Raw genomic sequence first — 17,314 nt, forward strand, 5'->3', positions numbered from 1 at the left:
ACGCGTCGCGGGGTCGGCCGCCGTGCCCCGGCTCGACGACGTCCTGGCCGCGTGGCCCGACGTGCGCTTCAACATCGACGTGAAGGCCGCGCCGGACCCCGCGCCTTTCCTGGCAGATCACCGACGCGCCCGCGGAGTTCGCGGCCGCCGCCTACGAGCTGGCGGTCACCGTCGACGGTGGACAGCCGGCCCGCTTCCTGGTCGAGTCCGCCGAGCAGGTCCTCGTGCCCTGGCCTGCCGCGCCGATCGCGTCCCGCGAGCGGGTCGCGGTGCGGGTCCGGGTCCGCGACACGGCCGGCGGCTGGACCGACTGGAGCCCGGCGGCCCACGCCGAGGGTGGGCTCTTCGACACGGGCGACTGGACCGCGCGGTTCGTCAGCCCGCGCGGCCTCGGCGGCGCCGACGCGCCCGCTCCCCTGCTCCGCGGCCGGCTCGACGTGCCCGGCGAGGTCACCCGCGCCCGGCTCTACGTGACCAGCCACGGGCTGCACCGCGCGGAGCTCAACGGACAGCGGGTCGGCGACGACGAGCTGGCCCCTGGTTGGACGAGCTATCCCAACCGGCTGCGCTACCGCGCGTACGACGTCACGGGTCTGATCGCCGAGGGCGAGAACGTGCTCGACGTCGCGCTGGGCAACGGCTGGTTCCGCGGCCGTCTCGGCTTCCGCGGCGGCCGCGCGCTCTACGGCGACCGGCTGGCTCTGCTCGCCCAGCTCGAGGTCACCACCGCCGACGGCCGCACCCACGTGCTGGCCACCGACGGGACGTGGACGGCCGGCGAGACCGACGTCGTGGCCAACGACAACTACGACGGCCAGCGCACCGACCTGCGCCGCCCGGCGCGCCCGGCGGCCACCGACCCCGTGGACGTGCTCGACGCCGATCTCGACCGGCTGGTCGCGCCCGACGGACCGCCCGTCCGGGTGACCGAGGTGCTGCCGGCGGTCGCGGTCACCACCTCGCCGGCCGGCAAGACGCTGATCGACTTCGGTCAGAACCTGGTCGGTTGGGTCCGGCTGCGCGTGCGCGGGCTGCCCGCCGGCACCGAGGTCACCGTTCGGCACGCCGAGGTGCTCGAGGACGGCGAGCTGGGCGTGCGCCCGCTGAAGACCGCCAAGGCGACCGACGCGTACGTCCTGGCCGGTCCCGACGAGGTCACGCTCGAGCCGGTCTTCACCTTCCACGGCTTCCGCTATGCCGAGATCAGCGGCGTCGCCGAGCTGAGAGCCGAGGACGTCGAAGGGGTCGTCGTCGGCACCGACCTCCGCCGGACCGGCTGGTTCGAGTCCTCGCACGACCTGCTCAACCGGTTCCACGACAACGTCGTCTGGAGCGCCCGCGGCAACTTCCTCGACGTGCCGACCGACTGCCCGCAGCGCGACGAGCGGCTCGGCTGGACCGGCGACATCCAGGTTTTCGCGCCGACCGCGACGTTCCTGTTCGACGCGGCCGGCTTCCTGACGAGCTGGCTCGCCGACCTGGCCGCCGAGCAGCACGCCGACGGCAGCGTGCCGTTCGTGATCCCGGACGTGCTGCACACGGAGCGCCCGGCCGCGGCCGCCTGGGGTGACGCCGCGACCGTCGTGCCCTGGGTGCTCTACCAGCGCACCGGCGACGCCGGCATCCTCGAGCGGCAGCTGCCGAGCATGCGCGCCTGGGTCGACTGCCTGGCCGCGCTCGCCGGCAAGGACAGCCTGTGGACCGGCGGCTTCCAGTTCGGCGACTGGCTCGACCCGACCGCCCCGCCCGAGGCGCCGGCCGCCGCGAAGGCCGACCCGGACGTGATCGCGACCGCGCACCTGGCCCGGTCGGCCGAGATCGTGGCGTCGGCGGCGGCCGTGCTGGGCGACCGGGACACCGAGCGGCACTACACCGACCTGGCGGCCCGCACCCGGGAGGCGTTCGCCCGGGAGTACGTCACGGCCGGTGGCCTGGTGATCAGCGACGCGCAGACCGTGTACGCGCTGGCGCTGGAGTGGGCGCTGCTGCCCGGCGAGCGCGAGCGGGCGGGTGCCGGGCGGCGGCTGGCCGACCTCGTGCGCACCTCCGGGTTCCGGATCAGCACCGGCTTCGTCGGCACCCCGCTGATCGCCGACGCGCTGACGTCGGCCGGGGCGGTCGACGTGGCGCACCGGCTGCTGTTGCAGACCGGGGTGCCGTCCTGGCTGTACGCGGTCACCATGGGTGCGACCACGGTCTGGGAACGCTGGGACAGCATGCTGCCGGACGGCCGGATCAACCCGGGCGAGATGACCTCGTTCAACCACTACGCGCTGGGCGCGGTGGCGGACTGGCTGCACCGGACGGTCGCGGGTCTCGCACCGGGCGCCCCGGGATACCGGCGACTCGTCGTGCGCCCGCTGCCCGGCCCGGTGCTCACCTCGGCGTCCGCGCGGCATCTGACGCCCTACGGCGAGGCCGCCGTGCGGTGGCAGCGCGCGGACGGCCGGTTCACGCTCGCGCTGCGCGTGCCGGTCGGCAGCACGGCGACCGTGCACCTGCCGGACGGCAGCGACGCCGTCGAGGTCGGCCACGGCGACCACGAGTTCGCCTGTGCCGACCCGTACCCGAAGAGTCCGGAACTCCCTGGTGACCCGACGGTGCGCGACGTGCTGGACCACGCGCCCACCTGGGCCGCCGTCGCGGCGGCGGCGGTCGAGCTGGGCGCGGTCGCGGACGACCGGGAGGCGGCCGGGCGGGCGGTGCCCTATCTGGACGCACCCGCGCGGGAGCTGGCCGACGCGATCGCGCCGCCGATCATCTCGCCGCACGCGGACACGTTCCGGGCACGACTGGCGGCGCTGCTCGGCTAGGGGTTGACCCTGATGGATGGTCCCGTTAAGGTCTGGTAACCAATTCTGAAACGATTCATACGCGCACTAATGGGAGGTACGGCTATGTTCCACTTCCCGCCGCGACGCCTCGGTGCGTTCGCGGCCGCAGCCGTGGCGAGCGCGCTGGCGCTGTCCGCGTGCAGTGCCGGGAGCCTCGGCTCCAGCGAGGAAGGCGGCAAGACCGCGATCTCGCTCCTGGTCGACAACGCGGAAGCGACGGTCAAGACGGCCGAGCAGGTCGTCGCCGACTTCACCGCGAAGAACCCCGACGTCACCGTCAAGGTCGAGACCCGGCCCCAGGGCACCGAGGGCGACAACATCGTCAAGACCCGGCTGTCCACCGGCGACATGAGCGACGTCTTCTTCTACAACTCCGGCTCGCTGTTCCAGGCCCTCAAGCCCGAGCAGAACCTGGTCGCGCTCGACGACCAGGGCTACGCCGGCCAGCTCGACGACAACTTCAAGACCACCGTGAGCGCCGGCGGGAAGCTCTACGGCGCGCCGTTCGGCACGTTCATGGGCGGCGCGGTGCTCTACAACCGCAAGGTGTACGAGCAGCTCGGCCTGCAGGTGCCGAAGACCTGGGCCGAGTTCATGGCCAACAACGCGAAGATCAAGGCGGGCGGCCAGGTCGCCCCGGTCATCCAGACCTACCAGGAGACCTGGACGTCGCAGCTGTTCATCCTCGGCGACTTCCACAACGTCTCGGCGGCCGACCCCGGCTGGGCCGACAAGTACACGAAGAACCAGGCGAAGTACGCGACGACGCCGGCGGCGCTGGAAGGGTTCCAGCACCTGCAGGAGGTGCACGACGCCGGCTACCTCAACAAGGACTTCGCGTCGGCCAAGTACGAGGACGGCCAGCGGATGGTCGCGCTCGGCGAGGGCGCGCACTACCCGATGCTGACCGCGGCGGTCGCCAACATCGCCATCAACAACCCGGACAAGGTCAACGATGTGGGCCTGTTCGCGCTGCCCGGCGACGACGCGGCCACCAACGGCCTGACGGTCTGGGCTCCCGGCGGCGCCTACATCCCGACCTCCACGAGCGGCGCCAAGCTCGAGGCGGCCAAGAAGCTGCTGGCGTTCATCGCGAGCCCGGACGGGTGCGCCTCGCAGGCCAAGGCGACTCCCCCGACCGGCCCGTTCGCGGTCAAGGGTTGTTCGCTACCCGGCGACGTGCCACAGTCGATCAAGGACATGCAGCCCTACATCGACCGGGAAGGCGGGTCCAGCCTGGCGCTGGAGTTCCTGTCCCCGGTGAAGGGTCCGTCGCTCGAGCAGATCTGCGTCGAGGTCGGTTCCGGCATCCGCAAGGCGCCGGACGGTGCCGCGCTGTACGACCGTGACGTCGAGAAGCAGGCCCAACAGCTCGGCCTTCCGGGCTGGTGACGGTTCGTGGCGCCGCGCGACTGCTGCCTGTCGCGCGGCGCCCTCGACGAGAGGCCGCGGAATGAGAAAGCGGAGCCCGTACCCCTCCTGGTTCTACCTGCCCGCCGCGGTCGTCTACGGCGTGCTGTTCCTCGTGCCGACGTTCGCGTCGTTCTACTTCAGCCTGACCCGCTGGACGATCTTCGACTCGCACTTCATCGGCTTCGAGAACTTCGTCAACTTCTTCCGCGAGCCGGCGCTGGTCTCGGGCCTGACACACACGCTGGTGTACGCCGTGGTCACGTCGGGCCTCAAGGTGGTGCTCGGTCTCCTGCTCGCGGTGCTGCTGACCTCGCAGATCATCGGGCGGGGCTACCTGCGCTCGGTGGTCTTCTTCCCGGTGCTGGTCAGCACGATCGGCGTCGGGCTGACCTTCACGGTGCTGATGAACCCCGAGCGTGGCCTGATCAACGAGTCGCTGGCCGTGCTCGGCGTCCAGGGCCCGGGCTGGCTCACGGACCCGGACTTCGCACTGCTCTCGGTGGCGCTGGTCGACGTGTGGAAGGGCGTCGGGCTGGCCACGCTCATCTACATCGCCGGCATCGTCTCGATCCCGCAGGAGTACTTCGAGGCGGCCCGGGTCGACGGCGCTTCCGCCACCGCGAGCTTCTTCCGGATCGTGCTGCCGCTGGCCCGGCCGGCGACGGTCACCGTGATCATCCTGTCGCTGATCGGCGGCCTGCGGTCCTTCGACCTGATCTGGGCGATGACCCGCGGCGGCCCCGGCTTCACCTCCGACGTGATCGCGTCGGTCATCTACAAGCAGTACCAGGCCGGCTTCTACGGCCTGTCCACCGCCGGCAACGTGATCCTCTTCCTGGTGGTCACCGCGATCATCCTGCCGCTGTACTGGTTCCTGTCGCGCAAGGAGGTCGAGCTGTGACCGGCCGCCGCCGTAACTACTGGCTCAGCGGAGTCGCGATCCTGCTGTCCATTGTGGTGTTCCTGGTGCCGTTCGCCTTCATCGTGCTGACGGCGGTGAAGTCGCGGCAGCAGGCGGCGCTGCTGGACTTCTCGTGGCCCGAGAACTTCCAGATCGTGCAGAACTTCGTCGACGTGGTCAAGGCCCGCGACTACATGCTCATCATCGCGTTCATCAACAGCACGATCCTGACGGTGTGCAGCGTGGCCATCATGGTGGTGCTGGCGGCGATGGTGGCCTACGTGCTGCAGCGCCGGAAGAGCAGGTGGAACGTGCTGGTCAACTTCCTGGTGCTGTCGGGGCTGATCATCCCGCCCGCGGTGGTGCCGACGATCTGGGTGCTGCAGAAGCTCGGCCTCTTCCGTACGATGCCGGGCCTGATCCTGGTCGAGGTCGCGTTCGGCATCTCGTTCGCGATCCTGCTGTTCCGCGCGTTCATCGCCACCATTCCGCGGGAGCTGGACGAGGCGGCCATCATCGACGGCGCGTCGCCGTTCCGGCTGTTCTTCCGGGTCATCTTCCCGCTGCTGCGCTCGGTGGCGATCACGGTGATCGTGGTCCAGTCGGTGACGGTGTTCAACGACTTCGTGAACCCGCTGTACTTCCTGCCGGGCGACCAGAACGCGACGGTGCAGCTGACGCTCTACAACTTCTCGAGCCAGTTCACGTCGCAGTACAACCTGCTCTTCATGAACATCCTGCTGATCACGATCCCACCGCTGATCATGTTCCTGTTCTTCAACCGCCGCATCGTCGCCGGCATGACCTCGGGAGCGATCAAAGGCTAGAGTCGTCCAGTGCGGGTATCTTCCTGAGCCGCTGTGTGCGTGGTTGACGGCACGGCTCGGTGGCTGCGTGTCGACCGTTCGATCCCTGCACGGCGGGGAGAGTCCGTGGTGGGTCGACGCCGTATCGGGGCCGCTCGTGCTGCGGGCGCCGAGCAGCCGGATCTCACTCGACCAGATCGCTGTCAACGTCGCGGCGCTCGAGGTGGCCGCGCGGCACGGGCTGCCGGCGCCGCGTCTGGTCGCCGCCTCGCCCGGGGTGAGCCTGGAGACGGTCGTGCTTGGGACCAGCAACTGGCCCGCGGCGCTTTCCGTCTCGTTCCTCCGGGCCGCGGGCGCGGCTGTCGCCCGGGTCCACCGCATCGGCCCGCAACCAGGTCTCCCGTTCCGGCCGCGCCCCATCGCGGTCGACGACTTCGCCCACGAGCGCCGGGTCGGCAGAATGGCGACGACGGCGCTGCTGTCGCGGGCCGACGAACTGGTCTCGGCTCTCCCGCCGCCGTCTTCGCCGTTCGTGTTCGTGCACGGCGACGTATGGCCGGGAAACACGGTCGTCGCGGACGGGGTCGTGCACGCTTTGATCGACTGGAAGACGGCCGGCGTCGGCAATCCGGGCGTGGACATCGGCGAGCTCCGCAAACAGGTCACGCTCCTGTACGACGATGCGGCGGCCCGGCTCGTGTTGGACGGCTGGGAACGCGCGAGCGGCGAGCGGGCCCGCGACGTCGCCTACTGGGATGCCGTGGCAGCGCTCAACACCCCTACGATCCTCTACAGTCCGCACGCGACCGGGCGACGCGACGACTTCCTGCGTTCCGCGCTTGCCCGGTTGTGATGCGGGCGATCGTGTGGTGAGGAGATCGCATGGCGTCAGTTGCTCCCGAGCGGTCGGCCGGTGTCGACGCGGAGCTGGTCAAGGTCTGGTTCCGGTTCGTGCCGCGGGAGGGATGGCTTCCGTACGACACCGAGGGATTGTGGGCCCGGCCCGTCGGCGTCGACACGGCGCGGGTGGCGAACGTGCCGTTCCTGCAGGACGGTGTCGCGGAAGGGGACGTCGTGCGCTTCAGCGTGGCCGACGACGGCAGCCTGTGGGCCGCGGGGCGGGTCGAGGCGTCCGATAAATGCACGATCCGCGTGCTGCCGGTGCCGAGCGGACCCCTCGGCCGCGACGCGGCGGCGGTGCACGAGCGATTCCGCCCCTTCGGGCTCGGCGGCGAGTCGTTCAGCGAGGCGTTGCCGCTGGTGGCGATGACCGTGCCGGCGGATGCGGACCTGGCCGCGATCAAACAGCTGCTGGTCTCCGGCGCGGAGCAGGGTTGGTGGATGTTCGAGGAGGGATGCGTCACCGACGCCTGGCGCGACTCCTAGCATGCGGTGGGTGAGCAGCTGTTCCGTGCGCTGCGTGGCTGACGCCCTGCGGGAGGTCGCCCCCGAGCTGGCCGGCGGCGCGATCGAGTTGCGCGCGCGCCGCGTGGAGAGCGATCCGGTGTGGTGGTCGTCGACCGCGGTCGTGGACGGCCGGTTCGTCGCCAAGTTCGCCTGGTCGCGACCGGCGGCGGCGCGGGTCGCCCGGGAGATCGGCGTCCTGGCCGCGCTGTCGGGGCCCTACCTTCCGGAGGTCGTCGCCAGCAGCCTCGACCCGGTGCTGCTGGTCACGAGGCGGGTGCCGGGTGCGTCGCTGTTCGAGGTGGTGGACTCCATCGACCGGGACCAGGCCGGGGCGCAGCTGGCCGAGTTCCTGGCGGCGCTGCACGCCGCTCCGGTCGGTGGGTTGCCCGAGGCGCGGCTCGGCCCGCAGCACCCGGCCTCGACGCGGGTGCTGCGCGAGCGCCTGCGCCCGTGGCTCCGCGACGACCAGCACGGGACGCTGTGGTCCCTGTGCGAGTGGACGGACGCCACGCTGTCGGACCGGCGGGCGGCGGTGCTGGTCCACGCGGACCTGCACGGCGACAACCAGGTGTGGTCCGGCGACCGCCTCCGCGTCGTGGTCGACTTCGAGACGGCCGGCGTCGCGGAACCGGAGTACGACCTGCGCTCACTCCCCGGCACGGGACCCGGCGTCGAACTCCTGACCGCGACGGTCCGCCACTACCGCCGGCTCACGGGCCAGACCCTGTCCCTGGGCCGGATCCTGGCCTGGCACCTCCGTACCACCCTGGGCGACGCCCTGTGGCAGAGCGAGGCCGGCATCCCCCTCCGGGCCAACCGAAGACCTGCCGCCTGCCTCGATGCCCTACTGACCCGCTTCCGCGAGCTCGACGTGACACCCCATTCAGGTAGGAGCACGACCGGCAGTTGGCCGTGAGCGCCACCTGCGAGCCGCGGGCGTTCGCGAATCGGCGCACAGGATGCTGGGTGTGCGGTGACCAGCGGCGGGGATGGCGAGCGAAGTGGTGTCTCGCGGGAGGAACGGTCCGGACCACCGCGGGCCCGAGCAATGAACCTGCCCTTGATCTGGTCTATCGGGTGCGGCGGCGTTTGCGTTCGCTGGATTGGCGGACCGCGAGTTCGGGCTGGAAGACCACGTGGCGGTGTTCGTGGTGTTCCGGGTCCGTCGACTCCTCCAGGAGGAGTTGCGCCGCCGTGCGGCCCAGTTGTTCGCGGGGCTGGCGGATCGAGGACAGCGGGACCGCCGCGCCCGCGGCGAACTCGATGTCGTCGTAGCCCACCAGGGCGATGTCGTCCGGCACGCGTAGGCCGTGGGCCGTCAGGGCCTGCAGCGCGCCCAGGGCGACCAGGTCGTTGGCGCAGAAGATCGCCGTTGGGCGGCGGGTCGCGGGCAGGGCGACGATCTCGTCGGCGGCGACGCGGCCCGTCGAGACCGAGAGGACCGGCGTTTCCACTACCAGCGGTGGCGGGAGGTCGCGTTCGGCCAGGGCTGATTCGGCGCCGGCGCGGCGGTCGGCGACCTGGCGCAGGGAGAGCGGGCCGCCGACGAAGGCGATGCGGCGGTGGCCGCGCTCCGCCAGATGCTCCGCCGCCAGGCGGCCGCCGAGGACGTCGTCGACCGCTACCGAGCACTGGTTGGCCAGGCCCGCGCCGCGGTCGACCAGGACCACCGGGATGCCGCGTTTGACCATGCGGTCCAGGCGCGGCTGCCTGCCGTCGCTGACCGGGGTGACGAGCAGTCCCTGGACCCGTTGTTCCTCCAGGACGTCCAGGTGGCGGTGCTCGCGCGACGCGTCGCCGCCGCTGTTGCAGACCACCACCATGCCGCCGGCGCCTTCGACCACCGACTCCGCGCCGCGGACGACGTCCGTGAAGAACGGGTTCGAGACGTCCAGTACGACGATCGCGACGGTGCGGCTGCGGCCCGCGCGCAACTGCCGCGCCGAGTCGTTGCGGACGAAGCCGAGTTCCTCGATGGCTTCCTGGACGCGCCGGCGGGTCTGCGGCGAGACGATGTCGGGGCGGTTGAGCACGTTGCTCACCGTGCCCAGCGAGACGCCGGCCCGCTGCGCGACCTCCTTGATGCTCGCCGCCATGGTGGATCAGCGTACGCGATCTCGGGGATCCGCTGAAACGTCTCATACCTTGACTCCCCTATCGAGGGCCGGATATCGTCGGATCGCGACGTGAAACGTTTCAGGTGGCGAGATGCCCCAGGCCCGGCGCGGAGGACGACACCCATGACCGAACCAGCCCCGGACACCCGGAGCCGCGTGCTCGCGGCCTTGCGTGATCAACGGATCGAGACGGCCTCGTGGGCGTTCGGGAATTCGGGTACGCGGTTCAAGGTGTTCGCGCAGGAGGGTGTGCCGCGGGATCCGTACGAGAAGATCGCCGACGCCGCCACCGTGCACCGGTTCACCGGGGTCGCCCCGACCGTCGCGCTGCACATCCCCTGGGACAAGCTCGACGACTACGCCGCCCTGGCGGCCTACGCCAAGGAGCGGGGCATCGGGCTGGGCGCGATAAACACGAACACGTTCCAGGAAGACGACTACAAGCTCGGCTCGGTGTGTCACCCGGATGCGGATGTGCGGGCGAAGGCGTTGGCCCACCTGCTGGAGTGCGTCGACATCATGGACGCCACCGGGTCGCGGGACCTGAAGTTGTGGTTCGCCGACGGGACCAACTATCCGGGACAGGACAGCATCCGGGCGCGGCAGGACCGGCTCGCTGCCGCGCTGGCCGCGACCTACGACCGGCTCGGGCCCGGGCAGCGGATGCTGTTGGAGTACAAGTTGTTCGAGCCGGCGTTCTACACGACGGACGTGCCGGACTGGGGCACCGCCTACGCCCACTGCCTGGCCCTCGGCGACCGCGCCCAGGTGGTGATCGACACCGGACACCACGCACCGGGTACGAACATCGAGTTCATCGTCGCGGTGCTGCTTCGGGCCGGGAAGCTCGGCGCGTTCGACTTCAACTCGCGGTTCTACGCCGACGACGACCTCATGGTCGGCGCCGCGGACCCGTTCCAGCTGTTCCGGATCATGTGCGAGATCGTCTCCGCCGACGCGCTGAAACCCGAGGCGGGGATCGCGTTCATGCTCGACCAGTGCCACAACATCGAGCCCAAGATCCAGGCGGTGATCCGGTCGGTCTGCAACGTGCAAGAAGCGACCGCCAAGGCGCTTTTCGTCGACACCCGCGCGCTGGCCGCGGCACAGCAGAATGGTGACGTGCTCGAAGCCAACGACGTGCTGATGGACGCCTACCACACCGACGTCCGACCGCTGCTGCGCGACCTGCGCGCCGACCTGGGCCTCGACCCCGACCCGGTCGCCGCCTACAAGCGCTCGGGCTACTACGAAACCGTCCGAGCCGAGCGTGTCGGCGGCCAGGCCGCCGGCTGGGGAGCATGACTGTGTCTGCCGTAGATGACCTGATCGCCCGGTCGAACCGGCTCGGCGCCGACCCGCGGAACACGAACTACGCGGGCGGGAACACGTCCGCGAAAGGCACCGACACCGACCCGGTGACCGGCGGCGACGTGGAGCTGTTGTGGGTCAAGGGTTCCGGCGGGGACCTGGGCACGCTGACGCCGGCCGGTCTCGCGGTGCTGCGGCTCGATCGGCTGCGGGCGCTGGTCGACGTCTACCCGGGCGTCGAGCGCGAGGACGAGATGGTCGCGGCGTTCGACTACTGCCTGCACGGGCGGGGTGGGGCGGCGCCGTCGATCGACACGGCGATGCACGGTCTCGTCGACGCGGCGCACGTCGACCACCTGCACCCGGACTCGGGCATCGCGATCGCGACCGCGGCCGACGGGCCGGCGCTGACCAAGGAGATCTTCGGCGACCGGGTGGTCTGGGTGCCGTGGCGGCGGCCCGGGTTCCAGCTCGGGCTCGACATCGCGGCCGTCCGGCAGGCGAACCCGGCGGCGATCGGCGTGATCCTCGGCGGCCACGGCATCACGGCGTGGGGAGCGACCAGCGCGGAGTGCGAGGCCAACTCGCTGTCGATCATCCAGACGGCGGCGGCCTACATCGCCGAGCACGGGCGGGCCGAGCCGTTCGGGCCGGTCGTCCACGAGGCCCTTCCCGAGCCGGAGCGCCGGGAGCGGGCCGCGGCCCTGGCACCGGTGATCCGTGGCCTGGCGTCGACGGATCGCCGCGTGGTCGGCCACTTCACCGACAGCCCCGAGGTGCTCGACTTCGTCTCCCGCGCCGAGCATCCCCGGCTGGCCGCGCTGGGCACCTCCTGCCCGGACCATTTCCTGCGTACGAAGGTCCGCCCGCTCGTCCTCGACCTGCCCCCGACGGCGCCGCTGTCCGATGTGGTCGCGCGTCTACAGACCCTGCATGCCGAGTACCGGGACGACTACCGGGCCTACTACGAGCGGCACGCGACCCCCGACTCGCCCGCTATGCGCGGTGCCGACCCGGCGATCGTGCTCGTGCCCGGGGTCGGGATGTTCTCCTTCGCCGCCAACAAGCAGACCGCCCGGGTCGCGGGCGAGTTCTACGTCAACGCCATCAACGTGCTGCGCGGCGCCGAGTCGGTCTCCCGGTACGCGCCGATCGACGAGGCCGAGAAGTTCCGCATCGAGTACTGGGCCCTCGAGGAGGCCAAGCTGGCGCGGATGCCCCAACCCCGGCCCCTCGCGACGCGGGTCGCGTTCGTCACCGGCGGTGGTTCCGGCATCGGCCGGGCCATCGCGCACCGGCTGGCCGCCGAGGGCGCGTGCGTGGTCGTCGCCGACCGTGACGGGGAGGCCGCGGCGCGCGTGTCGGCCGAGATCGGCGGCACCGACGTCGCGATCCCGGTCACCGCCGACGTCACGGACACGGCCGCGATCGTGGCCGCCCTCCGCGCGGCGGCACTCGCGTTCGGCGGCGTCGACCTGGTCGTCAACAATGCCGGCCTGTCCATCTCCAAGCCCCTGCTGGAGACGACCGAGGCCGACTGGGACCTGCAGCACGGCGTGATGGCCCGCGGCTCGTTCCTGGTCTCGCGCGAGGCCGCCAGGATGCTGGTCGACCAGGGTCTCGGCGGCGACATCATCTACATCTCCTCGAAGAACTCGGTGTTCGCGGGTCCCAACAACGTCGCCTACGGCGCGGCCAAGGCCGACCAGGCCCATCAGGTGCGGCTGCTCGCCGCCGAGCTCGGTGCGCACGGCATCCGGGTCAACGGCATCAACCCCGACGGTGTCGTACGCGGCTCCGGCATCTTCGCCGGCGGCTGGGGCGCCAAGCGCGCGGCGGTATACGGGGTTCCCGAGGAGGAGCTCGGCGCCTACTACGCGCAGCGCACCCTGCTCAAGCGGGAAGTGCTGCCGGAGAACGTCGCCAACGCGGTCTTCGCGCTGACGGCCGGCGACCTGTCGCACACCACGGGCCTGCACGTGCCGGTCGACGCCGGCGTGGCCGCGGCGTTCCTGCGGTGAACGCGTACGCCGCGGTCGACCTCGGTGCGTCCAGTGGGCGCGTCGTGGTCGGGCGGCTCGGCGCGGGTCGGCTCGACCTGACCACCGCGCACCGGTTCACCAACGAGCCGGTGCGGGCGGGTGGCACGTTGCACTGGGACGTGCTGTCCCTGTGGGCCGGTGTCCTCAAGGGACTTGCCGTGGCGGGCCCTGTTGACAGTGTCGGGATCGACTCGTGGGCTGTCGACTATGGACTTCTGGACTCCAGTGGTGCGTTGCTCGGCAATCCGGTGCACTATCGGGACGGGCGCACGGACAAGGTCTGGCGGGTCGTGGCGGAGCGGCTCGGCGAGGAGCGGCTCTATGCCACCACCGGGTTGCAGCAGCTTCCGTTCAACACGCTCTATCAGCTTGCCGCGGCGGCCGACAGCCCACAGCTCGGAGCCGCGCGGCACATGCTGCTGATGCCGGACCTGATCGCTTACTGGCTGACCGGTGAGATCGGCGCCGAGGAGACGAACGCGTCCACCACGCAGTTGTACGACGTGCGGGCGCGGGGCTGGGCCACCGGGCTGATCGCCGACGTCGGGCTGCCGGTGGGCCTGTTCCCGCCGTTGCGGCGGCCGGGCGAGCGGATCGGGCCGGTGCGCGCCGAGCTCCCGTACGCCACCGAGGTGGTCGCGGTCGGGTCGCACGACACCGCGTCGGCGGTGGTGGGGGTGCCGGCCGCGGGCGCCGATTTCGCGTACATCTCCTGCGGCACCTGGTCCCTGGTCGGTGTGGAGCTGGACGCGCCGGTGCTGACCGAGGTGAGCCGGCTGGCGAACTTCACCAACGAGGGCGGTGTCGACGGGACGATACGCTACCTGCGCAACGTGATGGGGCTCTGGCTGTTGCAGGAGTGCCTGCGCTCGTGGGGCGACCCGGACCTGCCCGCACTGTTGGCCGCGGCGGCCGAGGTGCCGGCGTTCGGCGCGGTCGTGGACGCGGACGACCCGGTGTTCCTGCCGCCGGGTGAGATGCCGGAGCGGATCGCCGCGGAGTGCCGGCGCACCGGGCAGCGACCGCCGGCCGACCGGGCCGCCGTGGTGCGGTGCATCATGGACAGTCTGGCGCTGGCGCACCGGCGGGCGGTGCGTTCGGCGGCCGCGCTGTCGGGCCGGGACGTGCGGGTGGTCCATCTCGTCGGTGGCGGGGCGCGCAACGCACTGCTGTGCCAGCTGACGGCGGACGCGTGCGGGCTGCCCGTGCTGGCCGGGCCGGTGGAGGCGACGGCGGTCGGGAACGTGCTGGTGCAGGCCCGTGCCGGCGGTGCGGTCCGCGGTGACCTGGCGGCGTTGCGCGATCTGGTGCGCGCGACGCACGAACTCCGCCGCTACGAGCCCCGCGGCGATGGCGGCGCGTGGGACGTTCTGGAGGGCCGCGTCGGGTGACGGCTGATCCGGCGGTACGCCGGGCGACGGTTGCCACGTTCGCCGCGTTCGGGATGTCGGGGCTCGCGTTCGCCAGCCTGTTCGCCCGGGTGCCGCAGATCCGCGACCAGCTCGGCCTGAGCCCGGCCGCGCTCGGGTTGACGCTGCTGTCCGGCTCGGCCGGTGCGGTGCTCGCGCTGGTGCTGTCCGGCCCGGTGGTGGCGCGGTTCGGGTCCCGGCTGGTGGCCACGGTCAGCTCGGTGCTGTTCGCGGTCGGCCTGACCGGGGCGGCGTTCGGCGCGCTCGTCGGTGTCGCGCCGACGGTGGTCGGGCTGTTCCTGCTGGGCATCGGCACGGGCGCGTGGGACGTCGCGATGAACCTGCAGGGTACGGTCCTTGAACGGCATCTCGACCGGCCGGTCATGTCGCGGCTGCACGCCGGGTTCTCGGTCGGCAGCGTGGTCGCCGCCCTGGCCGGCGCCGGGCTCGTCGCCCTGCGGGTGCCGGTCGCGGCGCACCTCACGGCGGTGGCGGTGCTGGTGGCGGTGGTCGTTCCGGCGTACGCCCTCTGGTTCCTGCCGGACCGCTCCGGTGATGTTCCGGTGGCCGCCGCGGCGCGGACCGGATTCGGCGCGTGGCGGGAGCCGCGCACCCTCCTCATCGGGCTGTTCGTGCTGACGTTCACGATGGCCGAGGGCGCCGGGCACGACTGGATCGTGATCGCCGCCGTCGACGGGCACGGTGCCTCGCCGGCGGTGGGCACGCTGGCGTTCGCGGTGTTCCTGGCCGCCATGACCGCGGGTCGCTGGTCGGGCCCGTGGCTGTTGCATCGCCACGGCCGGGTCGCGGTGCTGCGGGCGTGCGCGCTCGTGGGCCTGACCGGCGGCGCGCTGTTCGTGTTCGCGCCGGTGCTGCCGCTGGCGCTGGTCGGCGCCCTGCTGTGGGGGCTCGGGACGGCGCTCGGCTTCCCGGTGGGGATGAGCGCCGCGGCTTCGGACCCGGTCGCGGCCGCGGGCCGGGTCAGCGTGGTGGCGACCATCGGCTACTGCGCGTTCCTGGCTGGTCCCCCGCTGATCGGCCTGCTGGGCGACCGGCTGACGGTGCTGCGAGCGCTGACGGTCGTGGCTGTGCTGTTCGGGGGTGCGGTGTTCCTGAGCGGTGCGTTGCGCGGCGTGAGAAATGTCGGTGGGGGTTGAGAGGATCCCGGCATGGAGCAGACGACGCTTACGCGGCAGCAGGCCTCAGCCGCGGTGGGCGACCTGGGCTGGCGGTTTCTGTTGGGCACGCTGCGCACGTCGGTGACGGTCCCGTCACTGTCCTCGGCGGCCGCGGTGGTGACGTCGGCGGTCGCCGCCTGCGGCCCGGACGCGGATGGTCACCTACGGGCGGACGTCCGGGCGTCGCGCGTGGTGCTGACCCTGCAGTCGCTGGCCCACGCAGCGGTGACGACCCGCGACGTCGAGCTGGCGCGGCGGGTCACGAGCGCGCTGCACTCGGCGGGCCTGCGCGCTGAGCCCGCGGTTCAGGTGTTGGAGATCGCGATCGACGCGCTGGACATCGCCTCGATCCGACCGTTCTGGAAGGCGGTGCTGGGCTACGTCGACGAGCCGGGTGCGGAGGGTCCGGAGGCGGCGGTGGTCGACCCGTTCGGCGAGGGTCCGGCGATCTGGTTCCAGCAGATGGATCAGCCGCGCCCACAACGCAACCGCATCCACTTCGACATCTGCGTCCCCCACGACGAGGCCCGTGACCGCATCGAGTCGGCCGTGGCCGCCGGTGGCAAGGTCGTGTCGGCAACGAGCGCGCCGGCGTTCTGGGTCCTGTCCGACGCGGAGGGCAACGAGGCCTGCATCACGACGTGGCAGGGCCGGGATTAGCGAAACTGGCCGCTACCACCTCTCAGACGCAGCCGGTGACGCCGTGCGGTAGCCGCCTGGTCGCCGGTGCTCTCGGCAAAGCGGCAGGAACGCCGTGCGATACGCGTCGCCACGGGCTCTGGCAGGGTGCGCGGCCGGCGCGGCGCGCCGAGCCCGGCCGGTAGGGAAACCGGATGCGATGGCCGAGTGGGCTGGTTACCGTCCGGGCGTGGCCCATACCTATCCCCCGCTCAACGTCGAAGTGCACACGCCGCGCCTTACGCTGGCCGGCGCGTCCGACGAGCTGCTGGAACGCCTCGTGCCGCTCGTGCGGGCCGGAATCGCCGACGCGGAGCCGTGGCCGTTCGACGACCCGATCTCGTTCTACGCCGACAGCCCCGAACGCGAGTGGCGATGGCTCCGCAGCATCTGGACGGGCCGCGGCCGAGTGAGCCCGGACGCGTGGCGCCTGTACTTCGTCGCACTCGTCGACGGCGAACCGGTCGGCATGCAGGACCTCATCGGCAAGGATTTCACCCGTTTCGGCACGGTGACCAGCTTCTCGTGGCTGGCCCCCGGCAGCCGCCGACAGGGCCTCGGCAAGGAAATGCGGGCGGCGATCCTGCACCTGGCCTTCGCCGGGCTGGGCGCACGCGAAGCCGGCAGCGACGCCTTCGTCGACAATGAAGGGTCGAACCGGATCTCCCGCGGCCTGGCCTACGAGCCCAACGGCACGGACTGGGACACCCGCCGTGGCGAGCCCGCCCAGATCCAACGGTGGCGCCTCACCCGGGACGCGTGGGAACGGGGCCGGCGAGACGACATCAAGCTGACCGGCGTCGAGGAGTGCCTCCCCGTTCTCGGCATCGACTGACGTAGCGCAACCACCGCGGGCCGCTGAAGGACCCCTGCTCACGCAACAGCCGGTCACGACCACGCACTGGGGACCGCAACGGCTCGATCGCCGCCGTGCCAGATCGGTGAACTCGCCGCGGTCGACCACGCAGGCGCCGGGGGCACCCGAGACGACGCGTGCGGGCGCGGTCACCCCGAGCACCGCGGACAAAGCGTGCGGGTGCAGGCGCCAGAGGTGACGCCGAGGCAGGCCATGCGAGCGCAGGCGCCCCGGCACCGTCGACAGGCGTGCGGGCACAGTCGCCACGGGTGACGCCGGGACAGGCCGCGGGCGCGGGCGCCGCCCACAAGGCGTTCCGGCGCAGGCGCCGCGCCCGATGGTGTTGAGCAGCAACCGCCGCT

At 71.7% G+C, this 17,314-nt stretch carries 14 protein-coding genes and 1 pseudogene; 14 read left to right on the forward strand and 1 reads right to left on the reverse strand.

Going from position 1 to position 17,314, the window contains the following annotated elements:
- The 8 genes and pseudogenes from AB0H87_RS22930 to AB0H87_RS22965 form a co-directional block, all read left to right on the forward strand.
- Positions 1–88: pseudogene (locus AB0H87_RS22930) on the forward strand (glycerophosphodiester phosphodiesterase); the annotation flags it as partial.
- Positions 89–224: 136 nt separating this feature from the next.
- Positions 225–2,813, forward strand: a complete 2,589-nt coding sequence (locus AB0H87_RS22935; protein ID WP_360148998.1) for a family 78 glycoside hydrolase catalytic domain — start codon at positions 225–227, stop codon at positions 2,811–2,813.
- Between the two features lie 84 nt (positions 2,814–2,897).
- Complete coding sequence (locus tag AB0H87_RS22940) at positions 2,898–4,226, forward strand: extracellular solute-binding protein (protein ID WP_360149001.1); 1,329 nt, start codon at positions 2,898–2,900, stop codon at positions 4,224–4,226.
- Between the two features lie 61 nt (positions 4,227–4,287).
- Positions 4,288–5,148: a sugar ABC transporter permease gene (locus tag AB0H87_RS22945; RefSeq protein WP_360149004.1), complete on the forward strand. Its 861-nt coding sequence runs from the start codon at positions 4,288–4,290 to the stop codon at positions 5,146–5,148.
- Positions 5,145–5,975: a carbohydrate ABC transporter permease gene (locus tag AB0H87_RS22950; protein ID WP_360149007.1), complete on the forward strand. Its 831-nt coding sequence runs from the start codon at positions 5,145–5,147 to the stop codon at positions 5,973–5,975. The genes AB0H87_RS22945 and AB0H87_RS22950 overlap by 4 nt, the downstream gene beginning before the upstream one ends.
- Before the next feature lie 67 nt (positions 5,976–6,042).
- Complete coding sequence (locus AB0H87_RS22955; RefSeq protein ID WP_360149010.1) at positions 6,043–6,807, forward strand: aminoglycoside phosphotransferase family protein; 765 nt, start codon at positions 6,043–6,045, stop codon at positions 6,805–6,807.
- Positions 6,808–6,836: 29 nt separating this feature from the next.
- Complete coding sequence (locus AB0H87_RS22960; RefSeq protein WP_360149013.1) at positions 6,837–7,340, forward strand: DUF4265 domain-containing protein; 504 nt, start codon at positions 6,837–6,839, stop codon at positions 7,338–7,340.
- A gap of 34 nt (positions 7,341–7,374) precedes the next feature.
- Positions 7,375–8,277: an aminoglycoside phosphotransferase family protein gene (locus AB0H87_RS22965; protein WP_360149016.1), complete on the forward strand. Its 903-nt coding sequence runs from the start codon at positions 7,375–7,377 to the stop codon at positions 8,275–8,277.
- Positions 8,278–8,431: 154 nt separating this feature from the next.
- Here the strand turns inward: AB0H87_RS22965 and AB0H87_RS22970 are convergent, their stop codons facing one another.
- On the reverse strand, positions 8,432–9,457 hold the full coding sequence (locus AB0H87_RS22970; RefSeq protein ID WP_360149019.1) for a LacI family DNA-binding transcriptional regulator: 1,026 nt from the start codon (positions 9,455–9,457) through the stop codon (positions 8,432–8,434).
- Between the two features lie 144 nt (positions 9,458–9,601).
- On the opposite strand from AB0H87_RS22970, the gene rhaI reads away from it, so the two are divergent.
- The 6 genes from rhaI (at position 9,602) to AB0H87_RS23000 (ending at position 16,931) form a co-directional block, all read left to right on the forward strand.
- Positions 9,602–10,783 carry an L-rhamnose isomerase gene (rhaI, locus tag AB0H87_RS22975; protein WP_360149022.1) on the forward strand — a complete coding sequence of 394 codons (1,182 nt, stop codon included), beginning with the start codon at positions 9,602–9,604 and terminating at the stop codon, positions 10,781–10,783.
- Entirely contained in the window at positions 10,780–12,810 is a 2,031-nt protein-coding gene (locus AB0H87_RS22980; protein WP_360149025.1) for a bifunctional aldolase/short-chain dehydrogenase, read from the forward strand. Before rhaI ends, AB0H87_RS22980 begins: the two co-directional genes overlap by 4 nt.
- Positions 12,807–14,222, forward strand: coding sequence for a rhamnulokinase family protein (locus tag AB0H87_RS22985; protein WP_360149028.1), 1,416 nt, complete (start codon positions 12,807–12,809; stop codon positions 14,220–14,222). Before AB0H87_RS22980 ends, AB0H87_RS22985 begins: the two co-directional genes overlap by 4 nt.
- Positions 14,219–15,397, forward strand: coding sequence for an MFS transporter (locus tag AB0H87_RS22990; protein ID WP_360149031.1), 1,179 nt, complete (start codon positions 14,219–14,221; stop codon positions 15,395–15,397). Before AB0H87_RS22985 ends, AB0H87_RS22990 begins: the two co-directional genes overlap by 4 nt.
- 12 nt (positions 15,398–15,409) lie before the next feature.
- The gene (locus AB0H87_RS22995) at positions 15,410–16,078 is read left to right on the forward strand and encodes a VOC family protein (RefSeq protein WP_360149034.1); all 669 of its coding nucleotides are present in this window, start codon (positions 15,410–15,412) and stop codon (positions 16,076–16,078) included.
- A gap of 208 nt (positions 16,079–16,286) precedes the next feature.
- Entirely contained in the window at positions 16,287–16,931 is a 645-nt protein-coding gene (locus tag AB0H87_RS23000) for a GNAT family protein (RefSeq protein WP_360149041.1), read from the forward strand.
- Positions 16,932–17,314: the final 383 nt, after the last annotated feature.

Origin of the sequence: Asanoa sp. NPDC050611 (assembly GCF_040654855.1) — a bacterium.
In the GTDB taxonomy this organism is placed as follows: Bacteria; Actinomycetota; Actinomycetes; order Mycobacteriales; family Micromonosporaceae; genus Asanoa.